Here is a 25,118-nt window from a genome sequence, read left to right as displayed (position 1 = left end):
GGCAGACCCCTGAAACCTTTCCGTCCGCTCAGGCCTTTTCCACCTGGGCAAACTCGAGTTCGACCGGCGTCGCGCGTCCGAAAATCGTGACCGACACGCGCAGGCGATTCTTTTCGTAATTGACGTCCTCGACCGAGCCATGGAAGTCGGTGAACGGGCCTTCCTTGACTCGCACGACCTCGCCGACTTCGAACAGCACTTTCGGACGGGGCTTTTCCACCCCTTCCTGCATCTGCTGCATGATCTTGTCGACTTCCTTCTGGGAAATCGGCGTCGGCTTGGTTGCGGTACCACCAACGAATCCGGTGACCTTGGGCGTGTTCTTGACCAGATGCCAGGAGTCGTCGTCCATCTCCATTTCGCACAGCACATAGCCGGGGAAGAACTTGCGCTCGGAAATGGCCTTCTGACCACCCTTCATTTCAACGACTTCCTCGACCGGCACCATGATGCGACCGAACTTGTCCTGCATCCCAAGCCGCTCGATCCGTTCCTGAATGGCGCGCATCACGCTTTTCTCGAACCCGGAGTAGGCATGAACCACATACCAGCGCTTGCTCATGATTTCCTCCAGCCCAGCACGAGATCGTAAAGCACCCATTCGAGGCTCTTGTCAGTCAGATAGAGGAACAGGGCCATGACCACGACGAAGGCGAATACCGCGCCGGTGGTCTGCATGGTTTCCTTGCGCGTCGGCCAGACGACCTTTTTCGCCTCGACCACCGACTCGTTGGCAAAGGTGAAGAAGCGCTGCCCCGGTTCGGTTTTCCACGCAACGGCAACGGCAAGCGCCACCCCGGCAAGTACCGCAAGGACGCGCAAAATCATTGCCTGCTCGGAGAGCAGGTAGAAACCAGCCACGCCCGCAGCCAGGACAACCAGCGCCAGCGCAAACTTGATCTTGTCAGCCATGACTTTCGCGATCTTTAAAGAGAGTGGCAGGGGCGGAGGGAATCGAACCCCCGACCTACGGTTTTGGAAACCGTTGCTCTACCAATTGAGCTACACCCCTGCTGCAGAAACATCAAAGCGCTTCGGTTGCCCGAAGCGCTTTCAATACCAGACTTCCGTCGATTACTCGATGATTTTAGCGACGACGCCGGCGCCGACGGTACGACCGCCTTCACGGATGGCGAAGCGCAGGCCTTCTTCCATGGCGATCGGGGCGATCAGCTTGATCGTCATCGCGATGTTGTCGCCCGGCATGACCATCTCGGTGCCTTCAGGCAGGTCGATCGAGCCGGTGACGTCGGTGGTGCGGAAGTAGAACTGCGGACGGTAGCCGTTGAAGAACGGGGTGTGGCGACCGCCTTCGTCCTTGGACAGGATGTACACTTCGGAGGTGAAGTGGGTGTGCGGCTTGACCGAACCCGGCTTGCACAGAACCTGGCCACGCTCGACGTCTTCACGCTTGGTGCCGCGCAGCAGGGCGCCGATGTTGTCGCCGGCCTGACCCTGGTCGAGCAGCTTGCGGAACATTTCGACACCGGTGCAGGTGGTCTTCTGGGTCGGGCGGATACCGACGATTTCGATTTCCTCGCCGACCTTGACAATGCCGCGCTCGACACGGCCGGTGACGACGGTGCCGCGACCGGAGATGGAGAAGACGTCTTCGACCGGCATCAGGAAGGGCTGGTCGATGGCGCGCTCCGGGGTCGGGATGTAGGAATCCAGGGCGTCGGCGAGACGGAAGATGGAGGGTTCGCCGATTTCGGACTGGTCGCCTTCGAGGGCCTTGAGAGCGGAGCCGTGGATGATCGGGGTGTCGTCACCCGGGAAGTCGTACTTGGAGAGGAGTTCGCGGAGTTCCATTTCGACGAGTTCGAGCAGTTCGGCGTCGTCGACCATGTCGCACTTGTTCATGTAAACCAGGACGTACGGGACGCCGACCTGACGGGCGAGCAGGATGTGCTCGCGGGTCTGCGGCATCGGGCCGTCGGCGGCGGAACAGACGAGGATCGCACCGTCCATCTGGGCGGCACCGGTGATCATGTTCTTGACGTAGTCGGCGTGGCCCGGGCAGTCGACGTGGGCGTAGTGGCGGTTGGCGGTTTCGTATTCGACGTGGGCGGTGTTGATGGTGATGCCGCGTGCCTTTTCTTCCGGCGCCGCGTCGATTTCGTCGTACTTCTTGGCCGAGCCGCCGAACTTGGCCGACAGCACCGTAGTGATCGCAGCAGTCAGCGTGGTCTTGCCGTGGTCAACGTGTCCAATCGTGCCAACGTTTACGTGCGGTTTCGTACGCTCGAATTTTTCCTTAGCCATTCCAGTTCCCCAATCATCAAATAAGCAAAAAATCCAGAATCAAAGCTAAATCGGTGGTGCCCATGGGCAGGATCGAACTGCCGACCTCTCCCTTACCAAGGGAGTGCTCTACCACTGAGCCACATGGGCCTACCTTAAAACTCCAGCCGTACCGCAAAATGGAGCGGGCGAAGGGAATCGAACCCTCGTCTTAAGCTTGGAAGGCTTCAGCTCTACCATTGAGCTACACCCGCTTAACCCTTGCCCCGCAGCACTAGCCGCTACAGCATTCAATCTGGTGGAGGGGGAAGGATTCGAACCTTCGAAGGCAGAGCCGACAGATTTACAGTCTGTTCCCGTTGACCGCTTGGGTACCCCTCCGGAAGAACGCGAGATTATCCCGAGGCACGACTGTCGTGTCAACACCCGTAAACGCAAAAAAGCCGGCCAAGGCCGGCTTTCTGACAATAACACGGTTATTTCTGGGCCAGGACCCAGGTTGCCAGCTTGGTCGCCTCTTCCGGCGTGACGTTGTTCGGGGGCATCGGAACCTCGCCCCAGACGCCCTTGCCGCCGGCCTTGATCTTGGCGGCCAGGGTAGCGACGGCGCCCTTGTCGCCCTTGTACTTGGCGGCAACGTCCTTGTACGCCGGACCGACCACCTTCTTGTCGATGGCATGGCAGGCCATGCAGTTCTTGGCCTTGGCCAGCGCTTCGTCAGCCTGGGCCTGACCGGCAATCACGACACCTGCTGCGGCCAGCATGGCAACATAAACAGCTTTCATTCTCTCGCTCCGTTCGTCGGGTTGATGGTGGTAAATCAGTTGGTGATGATAAAACCTTTTGTCGGCCTTGAAAACCGCTTGCCGCCACGATTCGGCCCGGTAAGACGCCGGCCGCCATCGATTAACGCGGGACATGCGACGAGCGTTGACCGGCACCGTCACGCGTTGCGCGAAGAGAAGGCGAGAAGTGCGCCGGCCGACACGAACAGCCCGCCGAACATGCGGTTCTGCAACCGGATGGCCGCCGGATCGTGCAACCAGCGACCGAGGTGCGCCGCGGCCAGGGCATAGCCCGACATCACTACGATGTCGGTCAGGCACAGCGTCGCCGCGATGACCAGGTATTGCGGCAGTTGCGCCCGCGCCGGATCGATGAAGGGCGGGACCAGCGCGCAGATGAAAACGATGGCCTTGGGATTCGTCAGATTGACCAGCACCCCCTGCAGGAACAAGCCGTTGCGGGGCAGGGGCGACGCAGCGGCATCGGCGGGAACGACGGGCGCCCGCCATTTCTGTGTGCCGAGCCAGATCAGGTAGGAGGCCCCGATGAACCTGAGCACCGCGAAGGCGGTCTCGGAAGCCGCCAGCAGCGCGCCGAGCCCCAGCGCGACGACCGCGACATGCGCCACCAGCGCCACCTGCAACCCGAGAATGACCGTCAGCGCCGCCCGGTAGCCGTGGCGGATGCCGGTGCCCATGCTGATAACCGCGCCCGGCCCGGGCGTGACGGCGATCAGGATCGCCGCCAGCAGGAACCCGAGCCAGAGCGGCAGACTCACTTGCGGCGCTGGATCTGCGTCACGTCGCGCACGGCACCCTTGTCGGCCGAGGTAGTCATCAGGGCGTAGGCCTGCAGGGCTGCCGAAACGAAGCGCTCGCGCGCCACCGGCTGCCATGCCGCATCGCCCCGCGCCTCCATGGCGGCACGCCGGCGCGCCAGTTCGTCATCGCTGACGGCGAGATGGATGCGCCGGTTGGGGATGTCGATCTCGATGGTGTCACCCTCTTCGACCAGCCCGATAGCGCCGCCGTCGGCGGCTTCCGGCGAAGCATGGCCGATCGACAGGCCGGAAGTGCCGCCGGAGAAGCGGCCATCGGTGAGCAGCGCGCATTGCTTGCCGAGACCGCGCGACTTCAGGTACGAGGTCGGGTAGAGCATTTCCTGCATGCCGGGGCCGCCCTTGGGGCCTTCGTAGCGAATCACGACAACGTCGCCGGCGACGATTTTGCCCCCCAGAATGCCGTCGACCGCAGCATCCTGGCTTTCGAAGACGCGCGCGGTGCCGGTGAATTTCCAGATAGACTCGTCGACGCCGGCCGTCTTGACGATACAGCCGTCCACCGCGATGTTGCCGTGGAGGACCGCCAGGCCGCCTTCCTGGGAATAGGCGTCGGCCCGGGTACGGATGCAGCCACGACTGCGGTCGAGGTCGAGTTCGCTGAAACGCAGGTTCTGGGAGAAGGCGACCTGGGTCGGCACGCCGCCCGGGGCGGCGCGGAAGAATTCGTGGACCGTCGCGTCCTGCGTGCGCACGATGTCCCAGCGGTCGATGGCGTCGCCCAGCGTCTTCTCATGCACGGTCGCCACGTTGCGGTGCAGCAGGCCGGCGCGGTCGAGTTCGCCGAGGATGCCCATGATGCCGCCGGCGCGATGCACGTCCTCGATGTGGTATTTGTCAGTCATCGGCGCCACCTTGCACAGGCAGGGCACCTGGCGCGAAATGCGGTCGATGTCGGCCATCTTGAAATCAACGCCAGCCTCCTGCGCCGCCGCCAGGATGTGCAGCACGGTGTTGGTCGAGCCGCCCATCGCAACGTCGAGGGTCATCGCGTTCTCGAAGGCTTGGAAGGTGGCGATCGAACGCGGCAGGATCGAGAGGTCGCCCTGCTCGTAATAGCGGCGGCACAGCTCGACGACCTGGCGCCCGGCGCGCAGGAACAGTTCCTTGCGGTCGGCGTGCGTCGCGACGACGGTGCCGTTGCCGGGCAACGAGAGGCCGAGCGCCTCGGTCAGGCAGTTCATCGAGTTGGCGGTGAACATGCCGGAACACGAACCGCAGGTCGGGCAGGCCGAGCGCTCGATCTCGGCCAGGTCGGCCTCGGAGACGGCGCTGTCGGCGGCCTTGACCATGGCATCGACGAGGTCGAGGTGGATGACCTCGCCCTGCAGCCTGACCTTGCCGGCTTCCATCGGGCCGCCGGAAACGAAGATGCACGGAATGTTGAGGCGCATGGCGGCCATCAGCATGCCCGGGGTGATCTTGTCGCAGTTCGAGATGCAGACCATGGCGTCGGCGCAGTGGGCATTGACCATGTATTCGACCGAATCGGCGATCAGGTCGCGGCTGGGCAGCGAGTAGAGCATGCCACCGTGGCCCATGGCGATGCCGTCGTCGATGGCGATGGTGTTGAATTCCTTGGCGATGCCGCCGGCCGCCTCGATCTCGCGGGCGACCATCTGGCCGAGGTCCTTGAGATGGACGTGGCCCGGCACGAACTGGGTGAAGCTGTTGACCACGGCGATGATCGGCTTGCCGAAATCGCCGTCCTTCATGCCGGTGGCGCGCCACAGGGCGCGCGCGCCGGCCATGTTGCGGCCGTGGGTGGAGGTGCGGGAGCGGTAATCGGGCATGTCTGTCTCCGTCGAAAACTTTGCGCATAGCGGCGCGAACTATAATTGGACCATTTTAGCCGACTCTCCGCTGCGATGCTTCTTCATCCCCAGTTCGACCCCGTCGCCTTCTCGCTCGGCCCGCTGGCCGTGCGCTGGTACGGCTTGATGTACCTGGTCGCCTTCATTCAGTTCATCCTGCTCGGCCGCTACCGGATTCGCACCCGGCCCGGTCTGCTGACCGTCGAGCAGCTCGACGACCTGCTGTTCTACGGCATGCTCGGGGTGATCGTCGGCGGCCGCCTGGGGCAGGTGTTGTTCTACGAACCCGCTTACTACCTCGCCCACCCGCTCGAAATATTCGCCGTCTGGAAGGGCGGCATGTCCTTTCACGGCGGCTTTCTCGGCGTCCTCGCCGCCATGGGCCTGTGGTCGCGCAAGCACCGCATCGCCTGGTTCGACGTCACCGACTTCATCGCGCCGCTGGTGCCGCTCGGGCTGGCCGCCGGGCGCATTGGCAACTTCATCAATGGCGAGCTGTGGGGCCGCGTCGCCGACCCCGGCCTGCCCTGGGCGATGGTGTTTCCGCAGTCCGGCGACATGCAGCCGCGCCATCCGTCGCAGCTCTATCATGTCGCGCTGGAAGGGCTGGCGCTGTTCGCGATTTTGTGGATTTTCAGTAGTCGACCGCGACCGCGCGCCGCGGTGTCCGGCGTCTTCCTGATCGGCTACGGTGCCTTCCGCTTCGTCACCGAGTATTTCCGCGAGCCCGACCACGGCATCTTCGGGCAGTCGTACACGATCAGCATGGGCCAGTGGCTGTCGCTGCCGATGGTCCTGATCGGCGTCGCCATGCTGGTGCTGGCCTACCGCCGGAAGCCTCTATAATTATGGATTACGTTATCCACCACACGACAGGAATCCAGTCATGACACGTCCGTTCAAGGTTCTCGGCATCCAGCAAATCGCCATCGGCGGCCCGTCCAAGGACAAGCTGCGCACGCTGTGGGTCGACATGTTCGGCCTCGAGGTCACCAGCACCTTCGTTTCCGAGCGCGAAAACGTCGACGAGGACATCTGCGCCATGGGCAGCGGCCCGTTCAAGGTCGAGGTCGACCTGATGCAGCCGCTCGATCCGGAAAAGAAGCCGGCCGTCCATGCCACGCCGCTCAATCACGTCGGCCTGTGGATCGACGACCTGCCGAAGGCCGTCGAATGGCTGTCGGCCAACGGCGTGCGCTTCGCGCCGGGCGGCATCCGCAAGGGCGCTGCCGGGTTCGACATCACCTTCCTGCACCCCAAGGGCAACGAGGAGTTCCCGATCGGCGGCGAAGGCGTGCTGATCGAACTGGTGCAGGCTCCGCCGGAGGTCGTTTCGGCCTTCGCCAAACTGGCCGCCGGCTGATCTGCACCCCGGGCGCGGCCGGTTGCGGTCGACGCCCGCAAAAACCCGAATTTCGCGGCACATGGCGCGGTGCGCCGGCGCCGGCCGCTTACGCCGGCTGGGCATCCCCGGCCAGGTCGCCCGGCGACGCCGGATCCTGCGTCAGGTCGAACATCTTGCGCAGGTGTTCGCTCGCCGCCTTGGCCTGATGCCGGGCCTGCGCCGCCTCGTGCTCGACGAGGGCGAGCGTCACCATGTTCGCCACCGCGTGGGCGAACAGGCAATGGGCGGCATGCCAGGGTTCGCGCGTGCCGACCTGTTCGAGCGAAAGAACGCCCTGTAACTCGCCGCGAATGTGGATCGGCGTGTCGAGCACCGCCGCAATGCGATGGCGTGTCAGGTAGTCGGTGGCGAACTCCCTGGTGGCCGGATGGCGGGCGGCATCGTCGGCGACGATGCAGGATTCGCTGCGCAGGGCCCGGAAGTAGTCGGGATAATGGCTGGCCATGATGCGCTCGCCGCCGCCGTGCCGCTGCGGCGACAGTTCGTAGAGATCCAGGCAGCACAGTTCGCGATGATCGCCGGTCAGCGCCCAGATGCTGACGCGTTCGATGCCCGACATGCGCGCCGCCGATTCGGTCAGGATGCTCAACGCCATTTCGAGCGACGCCTCGCGGAAGTAGGCGCCGCGTGACAAGGCGGCGATGCCCTCCTGCAGTTGCGTCGGCGACGCCAGGACGGGCCGGGCGCCAGGGTCGGGGATGGTGTGCATCGGGTTGCGTGGACGGGCGGATTCATACCGTGACAAGATGCCGGCGATTCTAGGCGCGCCCCCGCAAAGCGACCGTGAAATCCGCCACGACGCAGCGATTCCGCCGGTCGAAAATCCCCGTCAGCCCGGCCCGGGCATGGTCTTGAAGACGAACGCCGCCTTCTCGATGTCGGTGATCCACACCAGCCCGTCGCCGTAATGCCCGGTCTGGGCGATCTCGGTGATGCGCTGGAAGATGGCCTCGGCGACCTCGTCCGGGGCGATGATCTCGACCCGCACCTTCGGCGAATAGTCGGTCAGTTCGTCCTTGATCTTCTGGCGGACGATGTGGCGCGAGGGCGCGCTGCACCCCTCGACCTTGCTCACCGTCATACCGGGAAACCCGGGCAGTGCGACCAGCGCGTCGCGCAGCAGCGTCAGCTTGTTGGGGCGGATGACCGCCTTGATTTCCTTCATGCCTCGACTTCCTCCTCGTCAAACCAGCGGTAGATGGTGGGCAGGACGACCAGCGTCAGCAGCGTCGATGTGATCAGACCGCCAATCACGACGATGGCGAGCGGCCGTTGCACCTCGGAACCCGGCCCGCTCGAGAACAGGAAGGGGATCAGGCCGAGCATGGCGACCGTCGCCGTCATCATCACCGGCCGGAAACGCAGCGTTGCGCCTTCGACCACCGCCTCGCGCACGCTGCGCCCCTCCTCGCGCAGGCCGCGAATGTACGAAACCAGGACCACGCCGTTCAGTACGGCGATGCCCCAGAGCGCGATGAAGCCCACCGAGGCCGGCACCGACAGGTATTCGCCGGTGATGAAGAGGCCGATGATGCCGCCGATCGAGGCGAAGGGCAGGACGGTGATGATCAGGGTCGCGAAGCGCAGCGAATTGAACAGCAGGAAGAGCAGGAAGAAGATCGCCGCGATGGTGATCGGGATGATCACCATCAGGTGGCCGAGCGCCCGTTCCATGTTCTGGAACTGGCCGCCCCACTCCAGGTAATAGCCTTCCGGAAGCTTGACCTGCTGCTCGACCTTCTTCTGCAGTTCGGCGACGAAGCCGCCCAGGTCGCGGTCCTTGACGTTGACGCCGACGACGATGCGGCGCTTGCCGAGCTCGCGCGAAATTTGCGCCGGCCCGTCCATGACGCGGATCTTCGCGACGTCGGTCAAGCGCACCTGGGCGCCGTTCGGCGAGGTGATCAGCACGTTCGAAATGGCCTCGACATTGTTGCGGAAGCGTTCCGGCAGCCGCACGACGCCCGGGAAGCGGCGCTCGCCCTCGAAGATTTCGGTCGCCACCTTGCCGCCGATCGCCGTCTCGAGCACATCGTTGACGTCGGCGACGTTGAGGCCGAGGCGGGCGATCGCCTGGCGGTCGATCTCGACCGACAGGTACTGCTGGCCGCTGATCCGTTCGATGCGCAGATCCTGCGCCCCCTGCAGCGACTGCGCGACCTTGCCGATCTGGCCGGCGACCCGGCGCAACTGGTCGAGATCGTCGCCGAAGACCTTGACCGCGATGTCGGAACGAACGCCGGTCACCATCTCGTCGACACGGTCGGAAATCGGCTGCGCCATGACGATCTGCACGCCCGGCAGGACCCGCAGCTTTTCGCGCATCGCCTCCTGGATGTCGTCCTGCGTCCAGCCGCTTGGCCATTCGCTGCGCGGCTTGAGGCTGACGATGGGCGTCGATTCGTTCGGCCCCTGCGGGTCGGCCGGCGATTCGCCGCGCCCGACGCCGGACACCGCCGACTTGACGCCAGGCACCTGCATGACCAGGCGCATCGCCTCCATTTCCATCTTGATCGACTCGTCGAGCGAGATGTTCGGCACCCGGTTGATGCCGGGCACCACCGAGCCTTCCTTCATTTCCGGAATGAAGGCGGTGCCGAGGAAGGGCAGCATGCCGAGCGTCAGCGCGAAGGCGCCGACCGCCACGGTCACGGTCTTCTTCTCGTTGCCCAGTGCCCAGTGCAGCATCTTCATGTAGCGCTGCTTCATCGCCGCGATCAGCCTGGTGTCGTGGTCCCCGTCGTGCGCCGGCGGCTTGAGCAGGTAGGTCGACATCACCGGCGTCAGCGACAGCGACAGGATCAGCGAAATGCCGAGCGCGATGGCGATGGTGTAGGCGAGCGGCGCGAACATCTTGCCTTCCATCCCCTGCAGCGTCATCAGCGGCAGGAAGACGAGGATGATGATGCCGACGCCGAAGATGACCGGCGTCGCCACCTCGAGGACGGCACGCAGGATGACCCGCGTCTGGCTTTCGCCGCTCTTGGCATGGCGGCCGAGCTGCAGGAAGGCGTTCTCGACGACCACCACCGAGCCGTCGACCATCAGGCCGATGGCGATGGCGAGGCCGCCGAGCGACATCAGGTTGGCAGAAATGCCGAGCTTGTTCATCGCCATGAAGGTCAGCAGCGGCGTCAAGACCAGCGTCGCGACGACGATCAGCGACGAACGCACGTCGCCGAGGAAGAGGAAGAGGACGACGACGACCAGCACGACGCCTTCGAGCAGCACCTTGGTCACGGTCCACAGTGCCGCATCGACCAGTTCCGAGCGGTCGTAATAGGCGACGATCTTCAACCCGTCCGGCAGCATGCCCTTGGCGTTGATCTCGTCGACCCGCGCCTTGATCCGGCTGACCACCTCCTTGGCGTTGCCGCCGGCGATCATCATCACCACGCCGCCGACCGCTTCGGTGACGCCGTTCTTGATCACCGCGCCCTGGCGTACCTCGTGGCCGATCTGCACTTCGGCGACGTCGCGCACATAGACCGGCACGCCGTCCTTCTCCTTGAGCACGATGGCGCGCAGGTCGTCGAGGTCGCGCACCAGGCCGACGCCGCGGATCAGGTACTGCTCGGCGTATTGCGGCAGCACGCCGCCGCCGGCGTTGGCGTTGTTGCGCCCGACCGCCTGGTAGACGTCGGCGATCGACAACCCGAAATGGCGCAGCTTGTCGGGATTGACCAGCACCTGGTACTGCTTGGCGAAGCCGCCCTGCGAGTTGATCTCGGCGACACCGGGAATCGAACGCAGCAGCGGCCGCACCACCCAGTCCTGGGCGATGCGGCGCTGCATCAGTTCGTCCTGCGTCAGCGTCCGGTCGCCGTCGTCCGGGTGTTCGAGCGTGTATTGGTAGACCTCGCCGAGGCCGGTCGACACCGGCCCGAGCACCGGCGTGATGCCCTGCGGAAGGCGCGAGCCGACTTCGAGCAGACGCTCCATGACCAGCTGGCGGGCGAAATAGACGTCGGTCTTATCGTTGAAGACCAGGGTGATCAGCGACAGCCCCGGCTTGTTCAGCGAGCGCATTTCCTCCAGCCCGGGCAAGCCGGTCATCGCCACTTCCAGCGGTACCGTGGCGAAGCGCTCGACTTCCTCCGGCGAACGGCCGGGAGCTTCGGTGGCGATCTGCACCTGGATGTTGGTGACATCGGGAAAGGCGTCGACGGAAAGCTTGCGCGCCGCGTCGAGTCCGAAGAAGAAGAGGACGCTGGCGATCACCGCGACGACCAGGCGCTGCTTGAGCGCCCCACGAACGAGCGACTCGATCACGCGCCCTCCATTTCCTTGCGGTTACGCTCGTTGTTCAGATGGAAGGCGCCGCCGACGACCACCTTCTCCTGCCCCTTGAGCCCGGCGAGGACCACCCGCACCCCGCTGTGCTCGGGACCGAGCTTGACCTTGAGCAGGCGGAACACGCCGTCGCCCTCGGCGACGAAGACATGGTCCTCGTCGTTTTCGCGCACCACGGCGCTGGCCGGGACCACCAGGTGCTCGACCGGCTTCGCCTCGATCAGCATCGAGGCCAGCATGGCCGGCTTGAGGCGGCCGTCGCGGTTGTCCAGCTCGGTGCGGACGAGCACCGTACGCGTTTCCGGGTTGATCGTCTGGCCGACGAAGATCAGCTTGCCGACCAGCTTCTCGTTGCCCAGCGCCGGCACCTCGATACTGACCGACTGCCCGGCCTTGACCTGGCTGACCTGCTGTTCCGGCACCTGCGCCACCGCCCACAGGCGGGAGAGATCGGCCACCACAAAGAGTGCGTCAGCCGGCTGCACGACCTGGCCCTGGGCCAGCTTGCGCTCGACGACGACGCCGCCGATGGTGGCCACCACTGGCGTCACCGAGTCGACCGCGCCCTGCTGGCCGAGACGGTCGATGGCCGCCGCGCTGACGCCCAGCAGCTGCAGTTGGTCGGCGGCGGCGCGGGTCTCGGCGACCGATATCTGGAATTCGCTTTCGCGGCGCTGCAATTCGGCGGCAGCGATCACGTCGGCCTCGAACAACGCCTTGGCGCGCTCGGCATTGCGCCGGTTCAGTTCGAGCTGGGCACGCGCCTTCAGATAGGCCAGCTGCTGGCTCGACAGCTCGCTGCTGTTCAGGCGCGCCAGCACTTCGCCCTTCTTCACTTCCTGGCCGAGCAGCGCGTCGATCTGCGTGACGCGCCCGGTGACCGTGGCGCCGATGCGCGCCAGGCGCTGCTCGTCGAAATCGATGCGCCCGGCGACGCGCAGGGTTTCGGCGACTGGCCGCGTGCCGACATCGGCCAGCTGCAGTTGCGCCAGCAGCTCCGGAGCCGGCGCGACGAGCATCGGATCGTTCGCCGACGGCGCCGCCGTCCTGGCATCCTCTTTGTTGCAGCCGGCGAGCACTGCTGCGGTCAACAGCCAAAAAAGAGCATTTTTCATTCGCTTCTTCCTCCGGGGATCGCCCGCAGTCTTTCAATTTCCACCCAGGCCGAGGCCAGTTCGTAGCGCGCCGCGATCAGTTCGGCACGTGCCGCGCGATAGACGCGCTGGGCGTCGAGCACTTCGAGAAAGCCGCGCTCGCCGAAACGGTAGGCGGCTTCGGCAACGCGCAGCGCCGACTCGGCCTGGCGGACGATGCCCGATTCGAGCGCCGTCACCTGCGTCTGGGCGATTTCGTACTGCTGGTAGGCGACCTCCAGGGTCTGCGCCAGCGAAAATTCGTGGGCCTGCAGCTCGTTGCGCGCCCGCGACAGCTGCGCGGCCGCTTCGCCGACCGGGCCGCTGCGGCGATCCCAGATCGGAATCGTCAGCACCACGCCGAGTTGCGAAGCGCGCATGTCGGGGTCCTCGTTGAACGCGCCCTTGACGGCCAGGTTCGGCCAGCGCTGAGCGCGTTCGAGATCGAGCTGACGCTCGGCGCGCACCGTTTCGGCGCGCGCCCGCGCCAATTCGGGGCTGCTTTCGTTCAGTTGCCGGCGCAGCCCGTCGAGCGGCTGCAACGGCGGCACATCGCCGAGGCGGCCACTCAGGACGAACTCGGCCGGCAGGGCGCCGCCGACCGCCTGGCGCAACAGGGAACGCGCCTGATCGACGCGGAAGCCGGCGGCCTGCGCCGTCTTCTGGGCATTCAGCGCCTCGGCGTCGGCCTTGATCAGCTCGAAGCGCGCGGCGTCGCCGGTTTCGACGCGCTTCGCGATACGTGAGCGCACACTCTCCATGGCTGCCATGTCTTCGCGTGCATTGCGCAGCTCGGCCTCACGGCGCAGGACGTCGAAATAGCGGCTGCGCAGGCGCGCCAGCAGGTCGGCCTCGAAGCCGCGGGTCGCTGCGGTCGTCGCCGCCAGCCCCGCCTCGGCAGCGCCGATGCGCGCCGAACGCCGCCACGGCATATCGAGCGGCTGGGTTAGCGTCACGCTGCGCGCGTCGCCCGGCGTCCCGGCCAGGCTGCTGCGCGCCCGCGTCGTGCCGCCCAGATACTCCAGCTCCGGGTTGGGAAAGGCGCTGGCGCTATCGACGGCATGACGCGCCGCCGTCACCTGGTCGCGCGCGGCGAACAGGGCGCGGCTGGAATCGAGGGCCAGCGCCTCCAGTTGCGGCAGGTCGTAGGCAGGCTGGGCGAAGGCCAGCGTCGCCCCCAGCCCGCAGGCCAGGGCGACAAGTTTTGTGCAATGCATCATAAGCGGGATTCTAGCAAGCCTCGTACCATTCGTGTCAGCCAGCGGTCAGGAATGATTCAGCGCAGCAATCCGCTCTTCCAGCGGCGGGTGAGTGGCGAACAGCGCCATCAGGCCGGCGCCGCCGGCGATGCCGGAAGCCGCCATGTTCGACGGCAGCGGTTCGGTATGCAGGCTGCCGAGGCGGCGCAGCGCGTTCTGCATCGGCACCGGCGAGCGCATCAGTTGCGCCGCGCCGGCGTCAGCACGGAACTCGCGCTGCCGGGAGAACCAGGCAACGATGATGCTGGCGAGCACGCCGAAGATCACCTCGCAGATCATGCTGGTGACCATGTAGCCGATCCCCGGCCCGCTGTTTTCCTCGCCGCGGCGCAGGAAGCCATCGACCACATAGCCGACGACGCGGGCGAGGAAGACGACGAAGGTGTTGACCACGCCCTGGATCAGCGTCAATGTCACCATGTCGCCGTTGGCGATGTGGGCGACTTCGTGGGCGAGCACGGCCTCGGCCTCCTCGCGCGTCATGCTGGCGAGCAGGCCGGTCGACACCGCGACCAGCGAGCTGTTCTTCGTGGCGCCGGTGGCGAAGGCGTTCGGTTCACCTTCATAGATGGCCACTTCCGGCATCGGCAGGCCGGCGCGTTCGGCCAGGCGGGCTACGGTATCGACCAGCCAGACCTCGGTCGAGGTGCTGGGCGACTCGATGACCTGCGCCCCGGTGCTCCACTTGGCCATGGTCTTCGACATCAGCAGCGAGATGAAGGCGCCGCCGAAGCCGATCAGCGCGGAAAAGGCGAGCAGCATGCCGAGGTTGAGGCCGTTGGCGGTCAGGAAGCGATTGACGCCGAGCAGGCTGGCCGCCACGCCGAGCACCAGCATGACGGCGAGGTTGGTGGCGAGGAACAGAAGAACACGTTTCATGATGGTCTCCATCGGGACAGAAAACGCCGTCATGATAATGCGCTTGACACTCCTTTAAAACCTTATTCAGACTGACGCATATTTCGTTTTTTACGGATAATCCATGGCCAACCTGAACTACAAGCACCTGCACTATTTCTGGGTCGTCGCGCACGAGGGCAGCATGACGCGCGCCGCCGAGCGCCTCGGCGTGGCGGTGCAGACGATCAGCGGCCAGCTGTCGCTGCTCGAACGCAGCCTGGGCAAGGCGCTGTTCGTCAGCCAGGGGCGCGGGCTGGCCCTGAGCGACGCCGGGCGCCTGGCGCTCGGTTACGCCGACCAGATCTTCCAGCTCGGCGAGGCGCTGGAGGAGGCGGTGCGCAACGCCGACAGCGGCAGCGCCCTGCGCCTGCGCGCCGGCATCTCGGACGGCATTCCCAAGCTGCTGGCCTACCGGCTGCTGGCGTCGGTGCTGGCGATGCCGGAAGACGTGCGCCTGATCTGCAGCGAGGGCGGTTTCGAGCCGCTGCTCGCCGAACTGGCGCTGCACCACCTCGACGTCGTGCTGACCGACCGCCCGGCGCCGGTCAGCGGCAACCTCAAGGTGTTCAGCACGCCCCTCGGCGACTTCGCCGCCGGCCTGTTCGGCAGCGCCGCACTGGTCGCGCGCTATGCCCCCGACTTCCCGGCCAGCCTGAACGACGCGCCGCTCTTCCTGCCGACCCGCCAGAATGCCCTGCGCGGGCGCATCGACCGCTGGATCGAGAGCATCGGCATCCGGCCGCGCATCGTCGGCGAATTCCAGGACAGCGCCCTGCTCACCACCTTCGGGCGCGCCGGGCTCGGCCTCTTTCCGGCGCCGCTGGCGCTCGCGGCGCAGGTCGCCGAACAGCTCGACGCCCGGCCGCTCGGCGAGATGAGTGGCGTCAGCGAGCAGATCTACGCCATCTCGAACGAACGGCGCATCCGCCATCCGGCCATCGAGGTCCTGTGCTCGTCGTCGCCGACGCCGCCGGGCGCCTGATTCCACGAGGGGTATAATCCCTTCCCCCGACGCAGAACCAGAATCGAAAATTCCATGCTCCAAATTCGCAAATTCATCGCCCTCCTCGCGCTGATCACGCTCGCCGGCCACGCGACGGCCCAGCAACTGCCGGTGCCCCCGACACTCGCCGCCAAATCCTGGCTGCTGCTGGAAATGGGCTCCGGCCAGGTGTTGACCGCAGAAAAGCCAGACGAGCGCATCGAGCCCGCCTCGCTGACCAAGCTGATGACGGCCTACCTGACCTTCGCCGCGCTGCGCCAGAAGACCATCGCCCTCGACCAGCCGATCCCGGTCTCGCAGAAGGCCTGGAAAACCGGCGGCTCAAAGATGTTCATCAAGGTCGACACACAGGTGCCGGTGGAAGACCTGATCAAGGGCATGATCGTGCAATCCGGCAACGACGCCTGTGTCGCGCTGGCCGAGGCGATCGCCGGCAGCGAGGAGAGTTTTGCGCAGATGATGAACCGCGAGGCCAAGCGTCTCGGCATGAACTCGTCGAACTTCACCAATTCGACCGGCCTGCCCGACCCGCAGCTATACACCACGGCGCGCGACCTGGCGACGCTGGCGGCGGCGCTGATCCGCGACTTCCCCGAGGAATACAGGAAGTATTACTCGATGAAGGAATTCCGTTACAACAACATCACCCAGCCCAACCGCAACCGCCTGCTGTTCATGGATTCATCGGTCGACGGCGTCAAGACCGGCCATACCGAGGGCGCCGGCTACTGCCTGGTTTCGTCGGCCCTGCGTGACCAGCGCCGCCTGCTGTCGGTGGTTCTCGGCACCAAGTCGGACGCCACGCGCGCCAGCGAATCGCTCAAGCTGCTCAACTGGGGCTTCCAGTCCTACGACGCCGTGACGCTGTTCCCCAAGGACCAGCCGGTGGCCACGCTGCGCGTCTGGAAGGGTACGCAGAAGACGGTCAAGGCCGGCTTCGACCGGCCGTTCATGATTGCCGTGCCGCGCGGCTACGCCGACAAGGTCAAGAGCGAATTCACGCCGCAGCCGCGCCTGATGGCGCCGATCGAGGCCGGCCAGCCGCTCGGTTCGCTGAAGGTCACCATCGACGGCAAGCTGTATGGCGAATATCCCGTGCCGGCCCTTGAAAATGTCGGTTTGATCGGCATCTTCGGTCGTACCATCGACAGCGTCCTGCTCTGGTTCCAGTAAGCCCATGACCCCCTATGTCGCCGACCCCGTCTACCTGAACGGCCGCTTCCTGCCGCTGGCGGAAGCCGGCATCTCGCCGCTCGACCGGGGGTTTCTCTACGGCGACGGGGTCTATGAACTGATCCCGGTCTACTCGCGGCGCCCCTTCCGCTGCGCCGAACACCTGGCGCGGCTGCAGGCGACGCTCGACGGCATCCGCCTGGCCAACCCGCTCGACACCGCCGGCTGGACGGCCGTCGTCGACCGGCTGATCGCCGAAGCGCCGTGGGAAGACCTGTCGATCTACCTGCAGGTCACGCGCGGCGCCGACGACAAGCGCGACCACGCCTTCCCGCCGGCCGGCGTGCCGCCGACCGTCTTCGCCTTCGCCTCGCCGCTGGTCACCACGCCGTCCGACGTTCGCGCCCGGGGCGTCGCCGCGATCACCGTCGCCGACGACCGCTGGGCGCACTGCGACCTCAAGGTGATCTCGCTGCTCGCCAACATCCTGGCCCGCCAGCAGGCGGTCGACGCCGGTTGCGCCGAGGCGCTGCTGATCCGCGACGGCTGCCTGAAGGAAGGTGCGGCGTCGAACATCTTCGTGGTCAGGGACGGCGTGCTGCTCGCCCCGCCAAAGACCCGCTTCATGCTGCCCGGCATCACCTACGACGTCGTCCTAGAACTGGCCGCCTGCCACGGTCAACCGCTCGAAATACGCGAAATTCACGAAAATGAACTTCGCGCCGCCGACGAGGTCTGGATGACCTCCTCGACCAAGGAAGTGCTGGCGATCACGACGCTCGACGGAGCTCCCGTCGGCAACGGCAAGCCGGGCCCGGTCGGCGAGCGGATGTGGCAGTGGTATCAGGATTTCAAGAACACTGTAATGCGCAAAGGCTGAGATGGCTTCGTACAAGGACACCCTCCTCGAATTTCCCTGCGACTTTCCCCTGAAGATCATGGGCAAGGCGGAGGACGAGCTCGCCCAGGTCGTCCTCGAGATCGTCACCCGCCACGCTCCCGACTTCGACGGCGCGACGATGGAGATGCGCGCCAGCTCCGGCGGCAACTATCTGAGCCTGACGTGCACAGTGGTCGCCACCTCGAAGCCGCAACTCGACGCCCTGTACATGGACCTGACTGCGCACCCGCTGGTGAAGGTCGTCCTGTAACGTGGATTGCGTCGTCAAACGTCTGGGACGGGTCGACTACGCGCCGACCTTCCAGGCCATGCAGGATTTCACTGCCGCCCGCACCCCTGAAACGCCCGACGAACTGTGGATCGTCGAGCATCCGCCGGTGTTCACGCTGGGCCAGGCCGGCAAGCCCGAACACCTGCTCGAAGATATCGGCATCCCAATCGTCAAGATCGACCGTGGCGGCCAGGTCACCTACCACGGCCCCGGCCAGGTGGTGATCTACCTGCTGCTCGATCTGGCCCGCCTGAAGATCAAGGTCCGCGAACTGGTCACCGCCATCGAACAGGGCATCATCGAGTTTCTCGCGGCACATGGCGTTGCCGCCGAGCGCCGCACCGGCGCCCCGGGCGTCTACGTCGGCGATGCCAAGATTGCCGCCCTCGGCCTCAAGATCAGGAACGGCTGCAGCTACCACGGCTTGTCGCTCAATGTCGATATGGATCTTTACCCATTTACCGCAATCAACCCTTGCGGCTATGCTGGGCTCAAGGTCACGCAAACCCGCGACCTCGGCATTCCGCTCACCGCTCACGAGGCCGGCGAGCAACTCTCTCAACACCTGCTACGGCAACTGGAAATACAACATGGCTGAAAAAGGCGTCAAGCAAAAAGGCGAACTCAAAACCGCGCGCATCCCGATCAAGATCGTCCCGGTCGACCGGCCGCTCAAGAAACCCGACTGGATCCGCGTCAAGGCCGGCAACAGCGCCGGGCGCTTCGGCGAGATCAAGGCCATGCTGCGTGAACGCAAGCTGCACACCGTCTGCGAGGAAGCCACCTGCCCCAACATCGGCGAGTGCTTCGGGCGCGGCACGGCGACCTTCATGATCCTCGGCGACATCTGCACCCGCCGCTGCCCCTTCTGCGACGTCGGCCACGGCCAGCCGCTGCCGCCCAACCCGGATGAACCGCGCCAGCTCGGCGAATCGGTCGCCGCGCTCAAGCTCAAATATGTGGTCATCACCAGCGTCGACCGCGACGACCTGCGCGACGGCGGCGCCCAGCACTTCGTCGACGTGATCCGCCACGTCCGCGACCTGTCGCCGGCCACCACCGTCGAAACCCTGGTCCCCGACTTCCGCGGCCGCATGGAAGTCGCCCTCGACGTCCTCGGCGGCGCGCTGCCCGACGTCCTCAACCACAACATGGAAACCGTGCCGCGCCTCTACAAGCAGGCCCGCCCGGGCGCCGACTATGCCCACTCGCTCGAATTCCTCAAGCAGTTCAAGGCGCGCTACCCGCAGGTCTCGACCAAATCCGGCCTGATGGTCGGCCTCGGCGAAACCGATGAGGAAATCCTCGACGTCATGCGCGACCTGCGCGCCCACGACGTCGAGATGCTGACCATCGGCCAGTACCTGGCGCCAACCGGGCACCACCTGCCGGTCAGCCGCTACGTGCCGCCAGACACCTTCAGGATGTACGAGGAAGAAGCCAAAAAGATGGGCTTCACCGGCGCCGCCTGCGCGCCAATGGTCCGTTCCAGCTACTGGGCTGACCAGCAGGCGCACACTGCCGGCGTCGCCTGAGCCGCACAACCATTATCGGAACGGCCCCGGTCGCAACACCCCATTACTCGCCGCTCCATGCCGGGCAAGCATTTTTGCCCCTTTTTGGCGGTCGACCGCAACAAACCCAAGGAAAACTGAGAAAGACCCCGTTTTCAAAACAGTTCTTCCGATTCCGGCACCATCTCCTTGCGCGGGCGACCCGGTTTTCCCGGTTGCGCCCGGCGGCCCAGAACCAGGGCAATCTGCTCGGCAAAACGGCTTTCGCCTAGCACGTAGTTCCCGTTCGTCGCCCCGCGAATCTCGTCGACCACGCCTGGCGCCAGTTCATGCCGGAACAATTCGCGGTAGGCGGATCGCCTCGACTCCGCCTCGGCCCCCAACGCAAGGTACCTCTCATGGGGGCTAACCAGGGAATTCCCCTCGCCCTGGGCATTTGCCCCGTAGCTTGACCAACGGTACTCGCCGGGATGGACAACCATGCCCGCCCTGACCGGATTCAACTCGATATAGCGCTGGCAAGCCAGCAGATAGTTCTCCTCCTGTAGCAGGCAGGAACGGAAACGCCCCTCCCACAGGGTGCCGCTTCGTCGATAGGTGCGATTGACGTACTGCACGTAACGCTGCCCCAGCGCCTTCATCATCGTTCCCGCACCACCTGCCGTCTGCGAGGACAGCATCAAATGCACGTGATTCGTCATCAGCACGTAGGCGTGAATCTCGCAGCCCGCCTTGCCGGCACAATCCTTCAGCCACTCGAGGTAGAACAGATAGTCTTCATCGGCGAAGAAACAGGCTTGCCGGTTGTTGCCGCGCTGAATCAGGTGCAACGGAACATTGGGAAGCGATAGTCGCGCACGTCGCGGCATACGAAGGTCTCAAGAGAGGGGGTGTTGCAGCGCAGCGAAAAACGGGGTCTGTCCCCTATTATTACTGGATTTGTACCGCCCTTCCCACAGGCTGCCGGTTCGCCTATAGAAACGGTTGATGTACTGCACATAGCGACGGCCGACGGATTGCATCATTCGCGATGGCGCACCATTGGCCAATGGTGTCAGAAGCAAATGAACGTGGTTGGTCATCAGTACATAAGCATGAATTCTGCAGCCACAATTGCCAGCCGCTTCCTCCAGCCAATGGAGATAGCAGTAGTAATCTTCATCTGTGAAAAAACACGGCTCGCGATTGATGCCGCGCTGAACAATGTGCAGCGGGTAATCGGCAAGAAGAACTCGGGGGCGACGGGGCATATTCAATGTCTCAGAAAACTAAATGTCTCTGACCCCTTTGATTGTTCGTGTTGTCATTCAAGATATAGCTCGTTGGAAATTGATTATTCAGACACCACTAACACCAACACGAACAATTCATTTCCCATATCCCCCAATACAGGAAATGTTTGATACGAGAGAACTCTCACCTTCGAGCCTGAGTGGAGTATTGAACCCCACCCTCCGAGCACGACTCCTTTTTCAATAGCGTGTTTGAGATCCTGGCGTAGCTCCTCTTGGTAAGCCTGGTAGGTGAAAGTGTGTGAATCCAGCAAAGAAACGGCCTTCGAGAGCGCTACAACCTCATTTACTTTGGGCAACCCTTGGGTGTTAAAAATTTCTTGATGTTCGAATTGCACCTTGGGAACATGTATATACCAAACGTTCCCGACGCACCCACCAACCATCTGGCAGGACTCTGCGACGGCTGTTGATGTCAAAAGGACAAGCCAAACCAAGAGTAAATATTTATTTACACCGCTCCTTAAGTGATCATATTTAATTTGTGGTTCTCTTTTTTTCACCAGAGTTACTCGCGACAGAGTCTTTCTCTCGCCATGGCTCAAATCCCTTGTCTTCATTTCTCCTCCTCTAGCACTTCCATCTGCCGGTTGGTATTCGTTCCCAATTCAATCACCTCATCCACCGCCAGCCCCCTCGGAATCTGATGCGTGATGAACAACATCGTCACTTTGCCTTTCAGCTTGTTGATCGTCCTGGCAAAGTGCTCCGCCGTCTGCTGATCGAGGTTCGACACCGCCTCATCGAAGATCAGGATTTTGGGCCGCTTCAGTAACGCCCGGGCAATGGCAATCCGTTGCCTCTGCCCACCCGACAGCCCGGTACCTCTTTCCCCAATCTCCGTCTGATACCCGTCATTGAGTTTCTCGATCACCTCATGAATCTCTGCCGCCTTGCACGCCTGGATCACGTCCTCGAAACTGGCATGCGGGTGCGCCATGACCAGATTGTCGTAGAGCGTACCGGAGAAGAGTACGGTTTCCTGCGGCACCACGCCGAAGGTGGTGCGCAGTTCGTTGGCCGCCAGATGCCGGATGTCCTTGCCATCGAGGGCGATATTGCCTTCATTGGGCTGGTAGAAACCGAGCAGCAGTTTGGCCAGGGTGCTCTTGCCACAGCCCGACGGCCCCATCAGTACCGTGAGGTGCCCTGGTTTGATGCTCAGGCTCAGGTTGCGGTAGAGCCAGGGGTGATGTTCCGAGTAGCGGAAGGCGAGATGGTTGAGGTCGATTCTGCCCGGTCCCTGGTTCTCCCGGCTGGGGGTTAGGGTATGCGGTTCCTGCGGCATATCGAGAATGTCGCCCAGACGCTTGACGGCGATGTTGGCCTGCTGGAATTCCTGCCACAGGCCGACGAGTCTTAGCAGTGGCTGGCTCATGCGGCTGGCGAACATCTGGAAGGCGACCAGCATGCCGACCGTAAAGCCGTCGTTCTGCATGACCAGCAGCGCACCGACGATCAGGATGGCCAGGGTCATCACCTGTTCCAGCCCGTTGGCGATGACGTTGTAGGTATTGCCCACCTGTTTGGTGGAGAAACCGGCGGCCAGGTACTGGGCGAGGAAGTCGCCGTACTTGCGGTCGATGTCGGGTTCCATCTGCAGGGATTTGACCGTCGCCATGCCCGAGACGTATTCGGTGAGGAAGGACTGGTTGCGGGCACCGAGCATGAATTGCTGGTTGAGGCGCTCGCGGAAGACCGGGGCGACGAGGAAGCTGAGACGCCCCTGCCCGGATGTGCTTTGGATGACAAGCCATGCAATGCTCATGGCGTACATTATGCCCGTGCCGGGCAGCGGGCGGATTGCGATGCACCCGGCGCGAAAGTCTCAACCGACATTCAGGCCGGGCGACGCCTGCCGGTGCGCTATCGGGTACCTTGCATGGCGCCTCCCCAGGCTTACCTGGGCGGCGGAGGCGGCGGCGCGCCCGGCGGTGGGGGCGGAATGTCGGGATCGCTGCGCACCGACCGCGGATAGGCCATGTTGGCCGGCACCGGCACCCGGTGCCCCTTGGCGTACATGCACTGGATGTAGGCGTTGTCGTACTGACGCTGGGCGCCATAGCCCGAGACATAGGCGGAATTGGCGCCCCACGCGCTGCCGCCGACCAGACCCACGCCGGCCCCGACCGCGGCGCCCTGGCTGCCGCCCATCGCCGCCCCGGCGGCGGCGCCGACCGCGGTGCCGACCACGGCGCTGCCGACTGCTGCCTGGTTCGCCGCCTGTTGCGGCGTGGTGCCGCCGATCTGGGCGTAGGCATACTGGCGACATTCGTTGTCGTCGTAGCGGAAGCTCTCCATCGACCGGCCGGTGCCAGGCAGGACCAGCATGCTCGGCCCGGTCGGCATGACGGTGCAGGCGCCGAGAACTAGCGCGCCGGCGACGATGCCGGCACGCGCGGCGATACGGTTTCGGATTTTCATCGGCTCACTGCGCCGGACGTGGCGGAACCTTCTGCCAGCCGCCCGGGCACTCCTTCACATAGGGGTAATAATTGTTCGCGGCGCGGCAGAAATACCAGTATTGCGAGCCGTTCGGAGCCTGTTCGACGGCGACCGCGTCGCCCTGCTCGATGTAGACCGGCGGCGCCGCGGGAACGACGACGACCGGCGCCTCGTCGTAATAGGGCCCGGGATACGGGTAGAACCCCGGATAGTACGGACGCGGGTAATAGTACGGACGCGGGTAGGGTGGCCCCCAGCCCCAGTAGGGACCCGGACCGCCGAGATAGACGCCGACGCCGCCATAGACCCGGCCGCCCGCCCAGGAATTCCCGATGCCGGCGAGTAGCAGCGCCATCAGGACAAAGAGGATTTTTCGCGCATTCATCCGAACGTTTCCAATGCAGGCATTCATGCCTCCGCATATGGAAAAGATAGCCGATTGCGCGGCGTGCCACCGAAACAAATTGCTACAAGATGTAAGCGCCGGGCAGCGGCGGCAGCCGTCCGCGCCGCCCGGCATCGGCGCTTCAGAGCAGCTTCATCTTCTTCGCCATCTCGCGCAGTTCGCCACGGAAGTCGGGATGGGCGATGGCGATCAGCGACTCGCAGCGCTGCTTGGCGGTCTTGCCGCGCAGCTGGGCGACGCCGAACTCGGTGACCACGTAGTTGATGTCATTCTTGCCGGTCGACACGTGCGTGCCGGGCGACAGCGTCGGCACGATGCGCGAGATGGTGTCGTTTTTGGCCGTCGACGGCAGGACGATGAAGGCCTTGCCGCCGTTCGATCGATTGGCGGCACGCACGAAGTCCGACTGGCCGCCGGTGCCGGAATACGGGGCGAAGCCGAGGCTCTCGGAGCCGCACTGGCCCATGAAGTCGATCTGCATCGTCGCATTGATGGCGTGCAGGTTGTCGTTCTGGCCGGCCAGGTAGGGATCGTTGGTGAAGTCCACCGGGTGCATTTCGAGCGCAGGGTTGCGGTGCATGAACTGGTAGAGCTTCTTCGAACCGAGCGCGAAGGTCGCCAGCATCTTGCCGTGATGGTAGTTCTTCTTGCGGTTGGTCACGACGCCGGCCTCGACCAGGGTCATGATGCCGTCACCGACCATCTCGGTGTGGATGCCGAGATCGTGCTTGTGCGTCAGCTGCATGACCACGGCGTCGGGAATGCCGCCGTAGCCGATCTGCAGGGTGGCGCCGTCGGGGATCATGTCGGCGACGTACTTGCCGATGGCCTCCTGGACCGGGCCGATCTTCGGCAGGCCGACCTCGAGGATGGGCTCCTCGCTCTCGGTCAGTGCGGTGACCTGCGAGATGTGGATGTGGCAGTCGCCGTTGGCGAACGGCACGTTGGGATTGACCTCGAGCACCACTGCGCGCGCCTTCTCGATGGCGGCCATCGTGTAGTCGGCGGCCAGCGCCAGCGAGAAATAGCCGTGCTCGTCCATCGGCGACGCCAGGCTGAAGACGACGTCGGCGGGAATCAGGTCGTTCTTGATCAGCGACGGCAGCTCGGAGAAATAGGCCGGGATGTAGTCGATCCAGCCCTCCTGGCCGCCGGCGCGCGAGGCGCCGCTGAAGAAGTAGGCCTCGTGGCGGACGTGCTCGATCGTCTCGGGGTCCAGGTAACCGTACTTGCGCACCGCCAGGATCTGCGAAACCTTGACGTCGCGGAATTCGCGGCGCCGCTCGGAAAGCGCCGTCAACAGGACAGGTGGCTCGCCGACGGCGGTCGGGACGATGATCGTTTCACCGTTGCGGACGACGCGCACGGCATCGGTGGCGGACATGCGTTTCTGCTGGTAAAGCGCCTTGGCGGACATGCGGTTCTCTCCTCGGTTTATTGT

Annotated in this window: 27 protein-coding genes and 4 tRNA genes; 8 read left to right on the top strand and 23 right to left on the bottom strand. The window is 64.4% G+C overall.

Features of this window, described 5'->3' with window-relative positions; all coding sequences use genetic code 11:
- Window positions 1–28: 28 nt before the first annotated feature.
- The 10 genes from nusG to ilvD all read right to left on the bottom strand — a co-directional run bounded on the left by nusG (window position 29) and on the right by ilvD (window position 5,661).
- On the bottom strand, window positions 29–562 hold the full coding sequence (gene nusG, locus GH660_RS11130; protein WP_153146735.1) for a transcription termination/antitermination protein NusG: 534 nt from the start codon (window positions 560–562) through the stop codon (window positions 29–31).
- On the bottom strand, window positions 559–912 hold the full coding sequence (gene secE, locus GH660_RS11125; RefSeq protein ID WP_153146734.1) for a preprotein translocase subunit SecE: 354 nt from the start codon (window positions 910–912) through the stop codon (window positions 559–561). Before secE ends, nusG begins: the two co-directional genes overlap by 4 nt.
- Before the next feature lie 24 nt (window positions 913–936).
- Window positions 937–1,012, bottom strand: a tRNA-Trp gene (locus GH660_RS11120).
- Window positions 1,013–1,074: 62 nt separating this feature from the next.
- Window positions 1,075–2,265 carry an elongation factor Tu gene (gene tuf, locus GH660_RS11115; protein WP_153146733.1) on the bottom strand — a complete coding sequence of 397 codons (1,191 nt, stop codon included), beginning with the start codon at window positions 2,263–2,265 and terminating at the stop codon, window positions 1,075–1,077.
- Window positions 2,266–2,319: 54 nt separating this feature from the next.
- Window positions 2,320–2,394, bottom strand: a tRNA-Thr gene (locus GH660_RS11110).
- A 30-nt stretch (window positions 2,395–2,424) separates the two neighbouring features.
- A tRNA-Gly gene (locus GH660_RS11105) sits at window positions 2,425–2,498 on the bottom strand.
- A 42-nt stretch (window positions 2,499–2,540) separates the two neighbouring features.
- Window positions 2,541–2,625 (bottom strand) — tRNA-Tyr (locus GH660_RS11100).
- Between the two features lie 95 nt (window positions 2,626–2,720).
- Window positions 2,721–3,029: a c-type cytochrome gene (locus GH660_RS11095; protein WP_153146732.1), complete on the bottom strand. Its 309-nt coding sequence runs from the start codon at window positions 3,027–3,029 to the stop codon at window positions 2,721–2,723.
- A 158-nt stretch (window positions 3,030–3,187) separates the two neighbouring features.
- Entirely contained in the window at window positions 3,188–3,808 is a 621-nt protein-coding gene (gene rhtB, locus GH660_RS11090) for a homoserine/homoserine lactone efflux protein (protein WP_153146731.1), read from the bottom strand.
- Complete coding sequence (gene ilvD, locus GH660_RS11085) at window positions 3,805–5,661, bottom strand: dihydroxy-acid dehydratase (protein WP_153146730.1); 1,857 nt, start codon at window positions 5,659–5,661, stop codon at window positions 3,805–3,807. The genes rhtB and ilvD overlap by 4 nt, the downstream gene beginning before the upstream one ends.
- A gap of 75 nt (window positions 5,662–5,736) precedes the next feature.
- On the opposite strand from ilvD, the gene lgt reads away from it, so the two are divergent.
- Both lgt and GH660_RS11075 read left to right on the top strand, forming a co-directional pair.
- Window positions 5,737–6,528 carry a prolipoprotein diacylglyceryl transferase gene (gene lgt / locus GH660_RS11080; protein ID WP_153146729.1) on the top strand — a complete coding sequence of 264 codons (792 nt, stop codon included), beginning with the start codon at window positions 5,737–5,739 and terminating at the stop codon, window positions 6,526–6,528.
- Between the two features lie 40 nt (window positions 6,529–6,568).
- Window positions 6,569–7,045 carry a VOC family protein gene (locus GH660_RS11075; RefSeq protein WP_153146728.1) on the top strand — a complete coding sequence of 159 codons (477 nt, stop codon included), beginning with the start codon at window positions 6,569–6,571 and terminating at the stop codon, window positions 7,043–7,045.
- 88 nt (window positions 7,046–7,133) lie between these two features.
- Here GH660_RS11075 and GH660_RS11070 read toward each other — a convergent pair whose 3' ends face one another.
- From GH660_RS11070 to htpX, 6 genes are all read right to left on the bottom strand, one after another.
- Entirely contained in the window at window positions 7,134–7,796 is a 663-nt protein-coding gene (locus tag GH660_RS11070; protein WP_153146727.1) for a GAF domain-containing protein, read from the bottom strand.
- A gap of 120 nt (window positions 7,797–7,916) precedes the next feature.
- Entirely contained in the window at window positions 7,917–8,252 is a 336-nt protein-coding gene (locus GH660_RS11065; protein WP_153146726.1) for a P-II family nitrogen regulator, read from the bottom strand.
- Window positions 8,249–11,359, bottom strand: a complete 3,111-nt coding sequence (locus GH660_RS11060) for an efflux RND transporter permease subunit (protein WP_153146725.1) — start codon at window positions 11,357–11,359, stop codon at window positions 8,249–8,251. Before GH660_RS11060 ends, GH660_RS11065 begins: the two co-directional genes overlap by 4 nt.
- Window positions 11,356–12,495 (bottom strand): efflux RND transporter periplasmic adaptor subunit, encoded by a 1,140-nt coding sequence (locus tag GH660_RS11055; protein WP_153146724.1) that lies wholly within the window; start codon window positions 12,493–12,495, stop codon window positions 11,356–11,358. Before GH660_RS11055 ends, GH660_RS11060 begins: the two co-directional genes overlap by 4 nt.
- Window positions 12,492–13,733 (bottom strand): TolC family protein, encoded by a 1,242-nt coding sequence (locus GH660_RS11050; RefSeq protein WP_153146723.1) that lies wholly within the window; start codon window positions 13,731–13,733, stop codon window positions 12,492–12,494. The genes GH660_RS11055 and GH660_RS11050 overlap by 4 nt, the downstream gene beginning before the upstream one ends.
- Window positions 13,734–13,778: 45 nt before the next feature.
- Window positions 13,779–14,651 carry a protease HtpX gene (gene htpX, locus GH660_RS11045; protein WP_153146722.1) on the bottom strand — a complete coding sequence of 291 codons (873 nt, stop codon included), beginning with the start codon at window positions 14,649–14,651 and terminating at the stop codon, window positions 13,779–13,781.
- 103 nt (window positions 14,652–14,754) lie between these two features.
- Between htpX and GH660_RS11040 the strand changes: the two genes are divergently transcribed.
- From GH660_RS11040 to lipA, 6 genes are all read left to right on the top strand, one after another.
- The gene (locus tag GH660_RS11040; RefSeq protein ID WP_153146721.1) at window positions 14,755–15,654 is read left to right on the top strand and encodes a LysR family transcriptional regulator; all 900 of its coding nucleotides are present in this window, start codon (window positions 14,755–14,757) and stop codon (window positions 15,652–15,654) included.
- 63 nt (window positions 15,655–15,717) lie between these two features.
- Complete coding sequence (locus tag GH660_RS11035) at window positions 15,718–16,848, top strand: D-alanyl-D-alanine carboxypeptidase family protein (protein ID WP_153146890.1); 1,131 nt, start codon at window positions 15,718–15,720, stop codon at window positions 16,846–16,848.
- A gap of 4 nt (window positions 16,849–16,852) precedes the next feature.
- Entirely contained in the window at window positions 16,853–17,728 is an 876-nt protein-coding gene (locus GH660_RS11030) for a D-amino acid aminotransferase (RefSeq protein WP_153146720.1), read from the top strand.
- A 1-nt stretch (window position 17,729) separates the two neighbouring features.
- On the top strand, window positions 17,730–17,999 hold the full coding sequence (locus GH660_RS11025) for a YbeD family protein (RefSeq protein ID WP_153146719.1): 270 nt from the start codon (window positions 17,730–17,732) through the stop codon (window positions 17,997–17,999).
- Window position 18,000: 1 nt separating this feature from the next.
- On the top strand, window positions 18,001–18,618 hold the full coding sequence (lipB, locus tag GH660_RS11020) for a lipoyl(octanoyl) transferase LipB (RefSeq protein WP_153146718.1): 618 nt from the start codon (window positions 18,001–18,003) through the stop codon (window positions 18,616–18,618).
- Complete coding sequence (gene lipA / locus GH660_RS11015) at window positions 18,611–19,555, top strand: lipoyl synthase (RefSeq protein ID WP_153146717.1); 945 nt, start codon at window positions 18,611–18,613, stop codon at window positions 19,553–19,555. Before lipB ends, lipA begins: the two co-directional genes overlap by 8 nt.
- A gap of 134 nt (window positions 19,556–19,689) precedes the next feature.
- Here the strand turns inward: lipA and GH660_RS11010 are convergent, their stop codons facing one another.
- The 7 genes from GH660_RS11010 to GH660_RS10980 all read right to left on the bottom strand — a co-directional run bounded on the left by GH660_RS11010 (window position 19,690) and on the right by GH660_RS10980 (window position 25,094).
- Complete coding sequence (locus tag GH660_RS11010) at window positions 19,690–20,364, bottom strand: transposase (protein WP_255478835.1); 675 nt, start codon at window positions 20,362–20,364, stop codon at window positions 19,690–19,692.
- A gap of 48 nt (window positions 20,365–20,412) precedes the next feature.
- Complete coding sequence (locus GH660_RS11005; RefSeq protein ID WP_228276466.1) at window positions 20,413–20,784, bottom strand: transposase; 372 nt, start codon at window positions 20,782–20,784, stop codon at window positions 20,413–20,415.
- A gap of 83 nt (window positions 20,785–20,867) precedes the next feature.
- Window positions 20,868–21,386, bottom strand: a complete 519-nt coding sequence (locus GH660_RS11000) for a hypothetical protein (RefSeq protein ID WP_153146715.1) — start codon at window positions 21,384–21,386, stop codon at window positions 20,868–20,870.
- A complete protein-coding gene (locus GH660_RS10995) occupies window positions 21,383–22,594 on the bottom strand; it encodes a peptidase domain-containing ABC transporter (protein WP_228276465.1) in 1,212 nt (403 codons plus the stop codon). The genes GH660_RS11000 and GH660_RS10995 overlap by 4 nt, the downstream gene beginning before the upstream one ends.
- A gap of 131 nt (window positions 22,595–22,725) precedes the next feature.
- Window positions 22,726–23,250: a YMGG-like glycine zipper-containing protein gene (locus GH660_RS10990; protein WP_153146714.1), complete on the bottom strand. Its 525-nt coding sequence runs from the start codon at window positions 23,248–23,250 to the stop codon at window positions 22,726–22,728.
- A 4-nt stretch (window positions 23,251–23,254) separates the two neighbouring features.
- Window positions 23,255–23,656, bottom strand: coding sequence for a hypothetical protein (locus tag GH660_RS10985; protein WP_153146713.1), 402 nt, complete (start codon window positions 23,654–23,656; stop codon window positions 23,255–23,257).
- 142 nt (window positions 23,657–23,798) lie between these two features.
- Window positions 23,799–25,094 (bottom strand): acetyl-CoA hydrolase/transferase family protein, encoded by a 1,296-nt coding sequence (locus GH660_RS10980; RefSeq protein WP_153146712.1) that lies wholly within the window; start codon window positions 25,092–25,094, stop codon window positions 23,799–23,801.
- Window positions 25,095–25,118 lie beyond the last annotated feature (24 nt).

This window comes from Dechloromonas sp. H13 (assembly GCF_009469615.1).
In the GTDB taxonomy this organism is placed as follows: Bacteria; Pseudomonadota; Gammaproteobacteria; order Burkholderiales; family Rhodocyclaceae; genus Azonexus.
The sequence above is the reverse complement of the archived record's forward strand: the minus strand, read 5'-3'. Positions and strand labels throughout refer to the sequence as shown.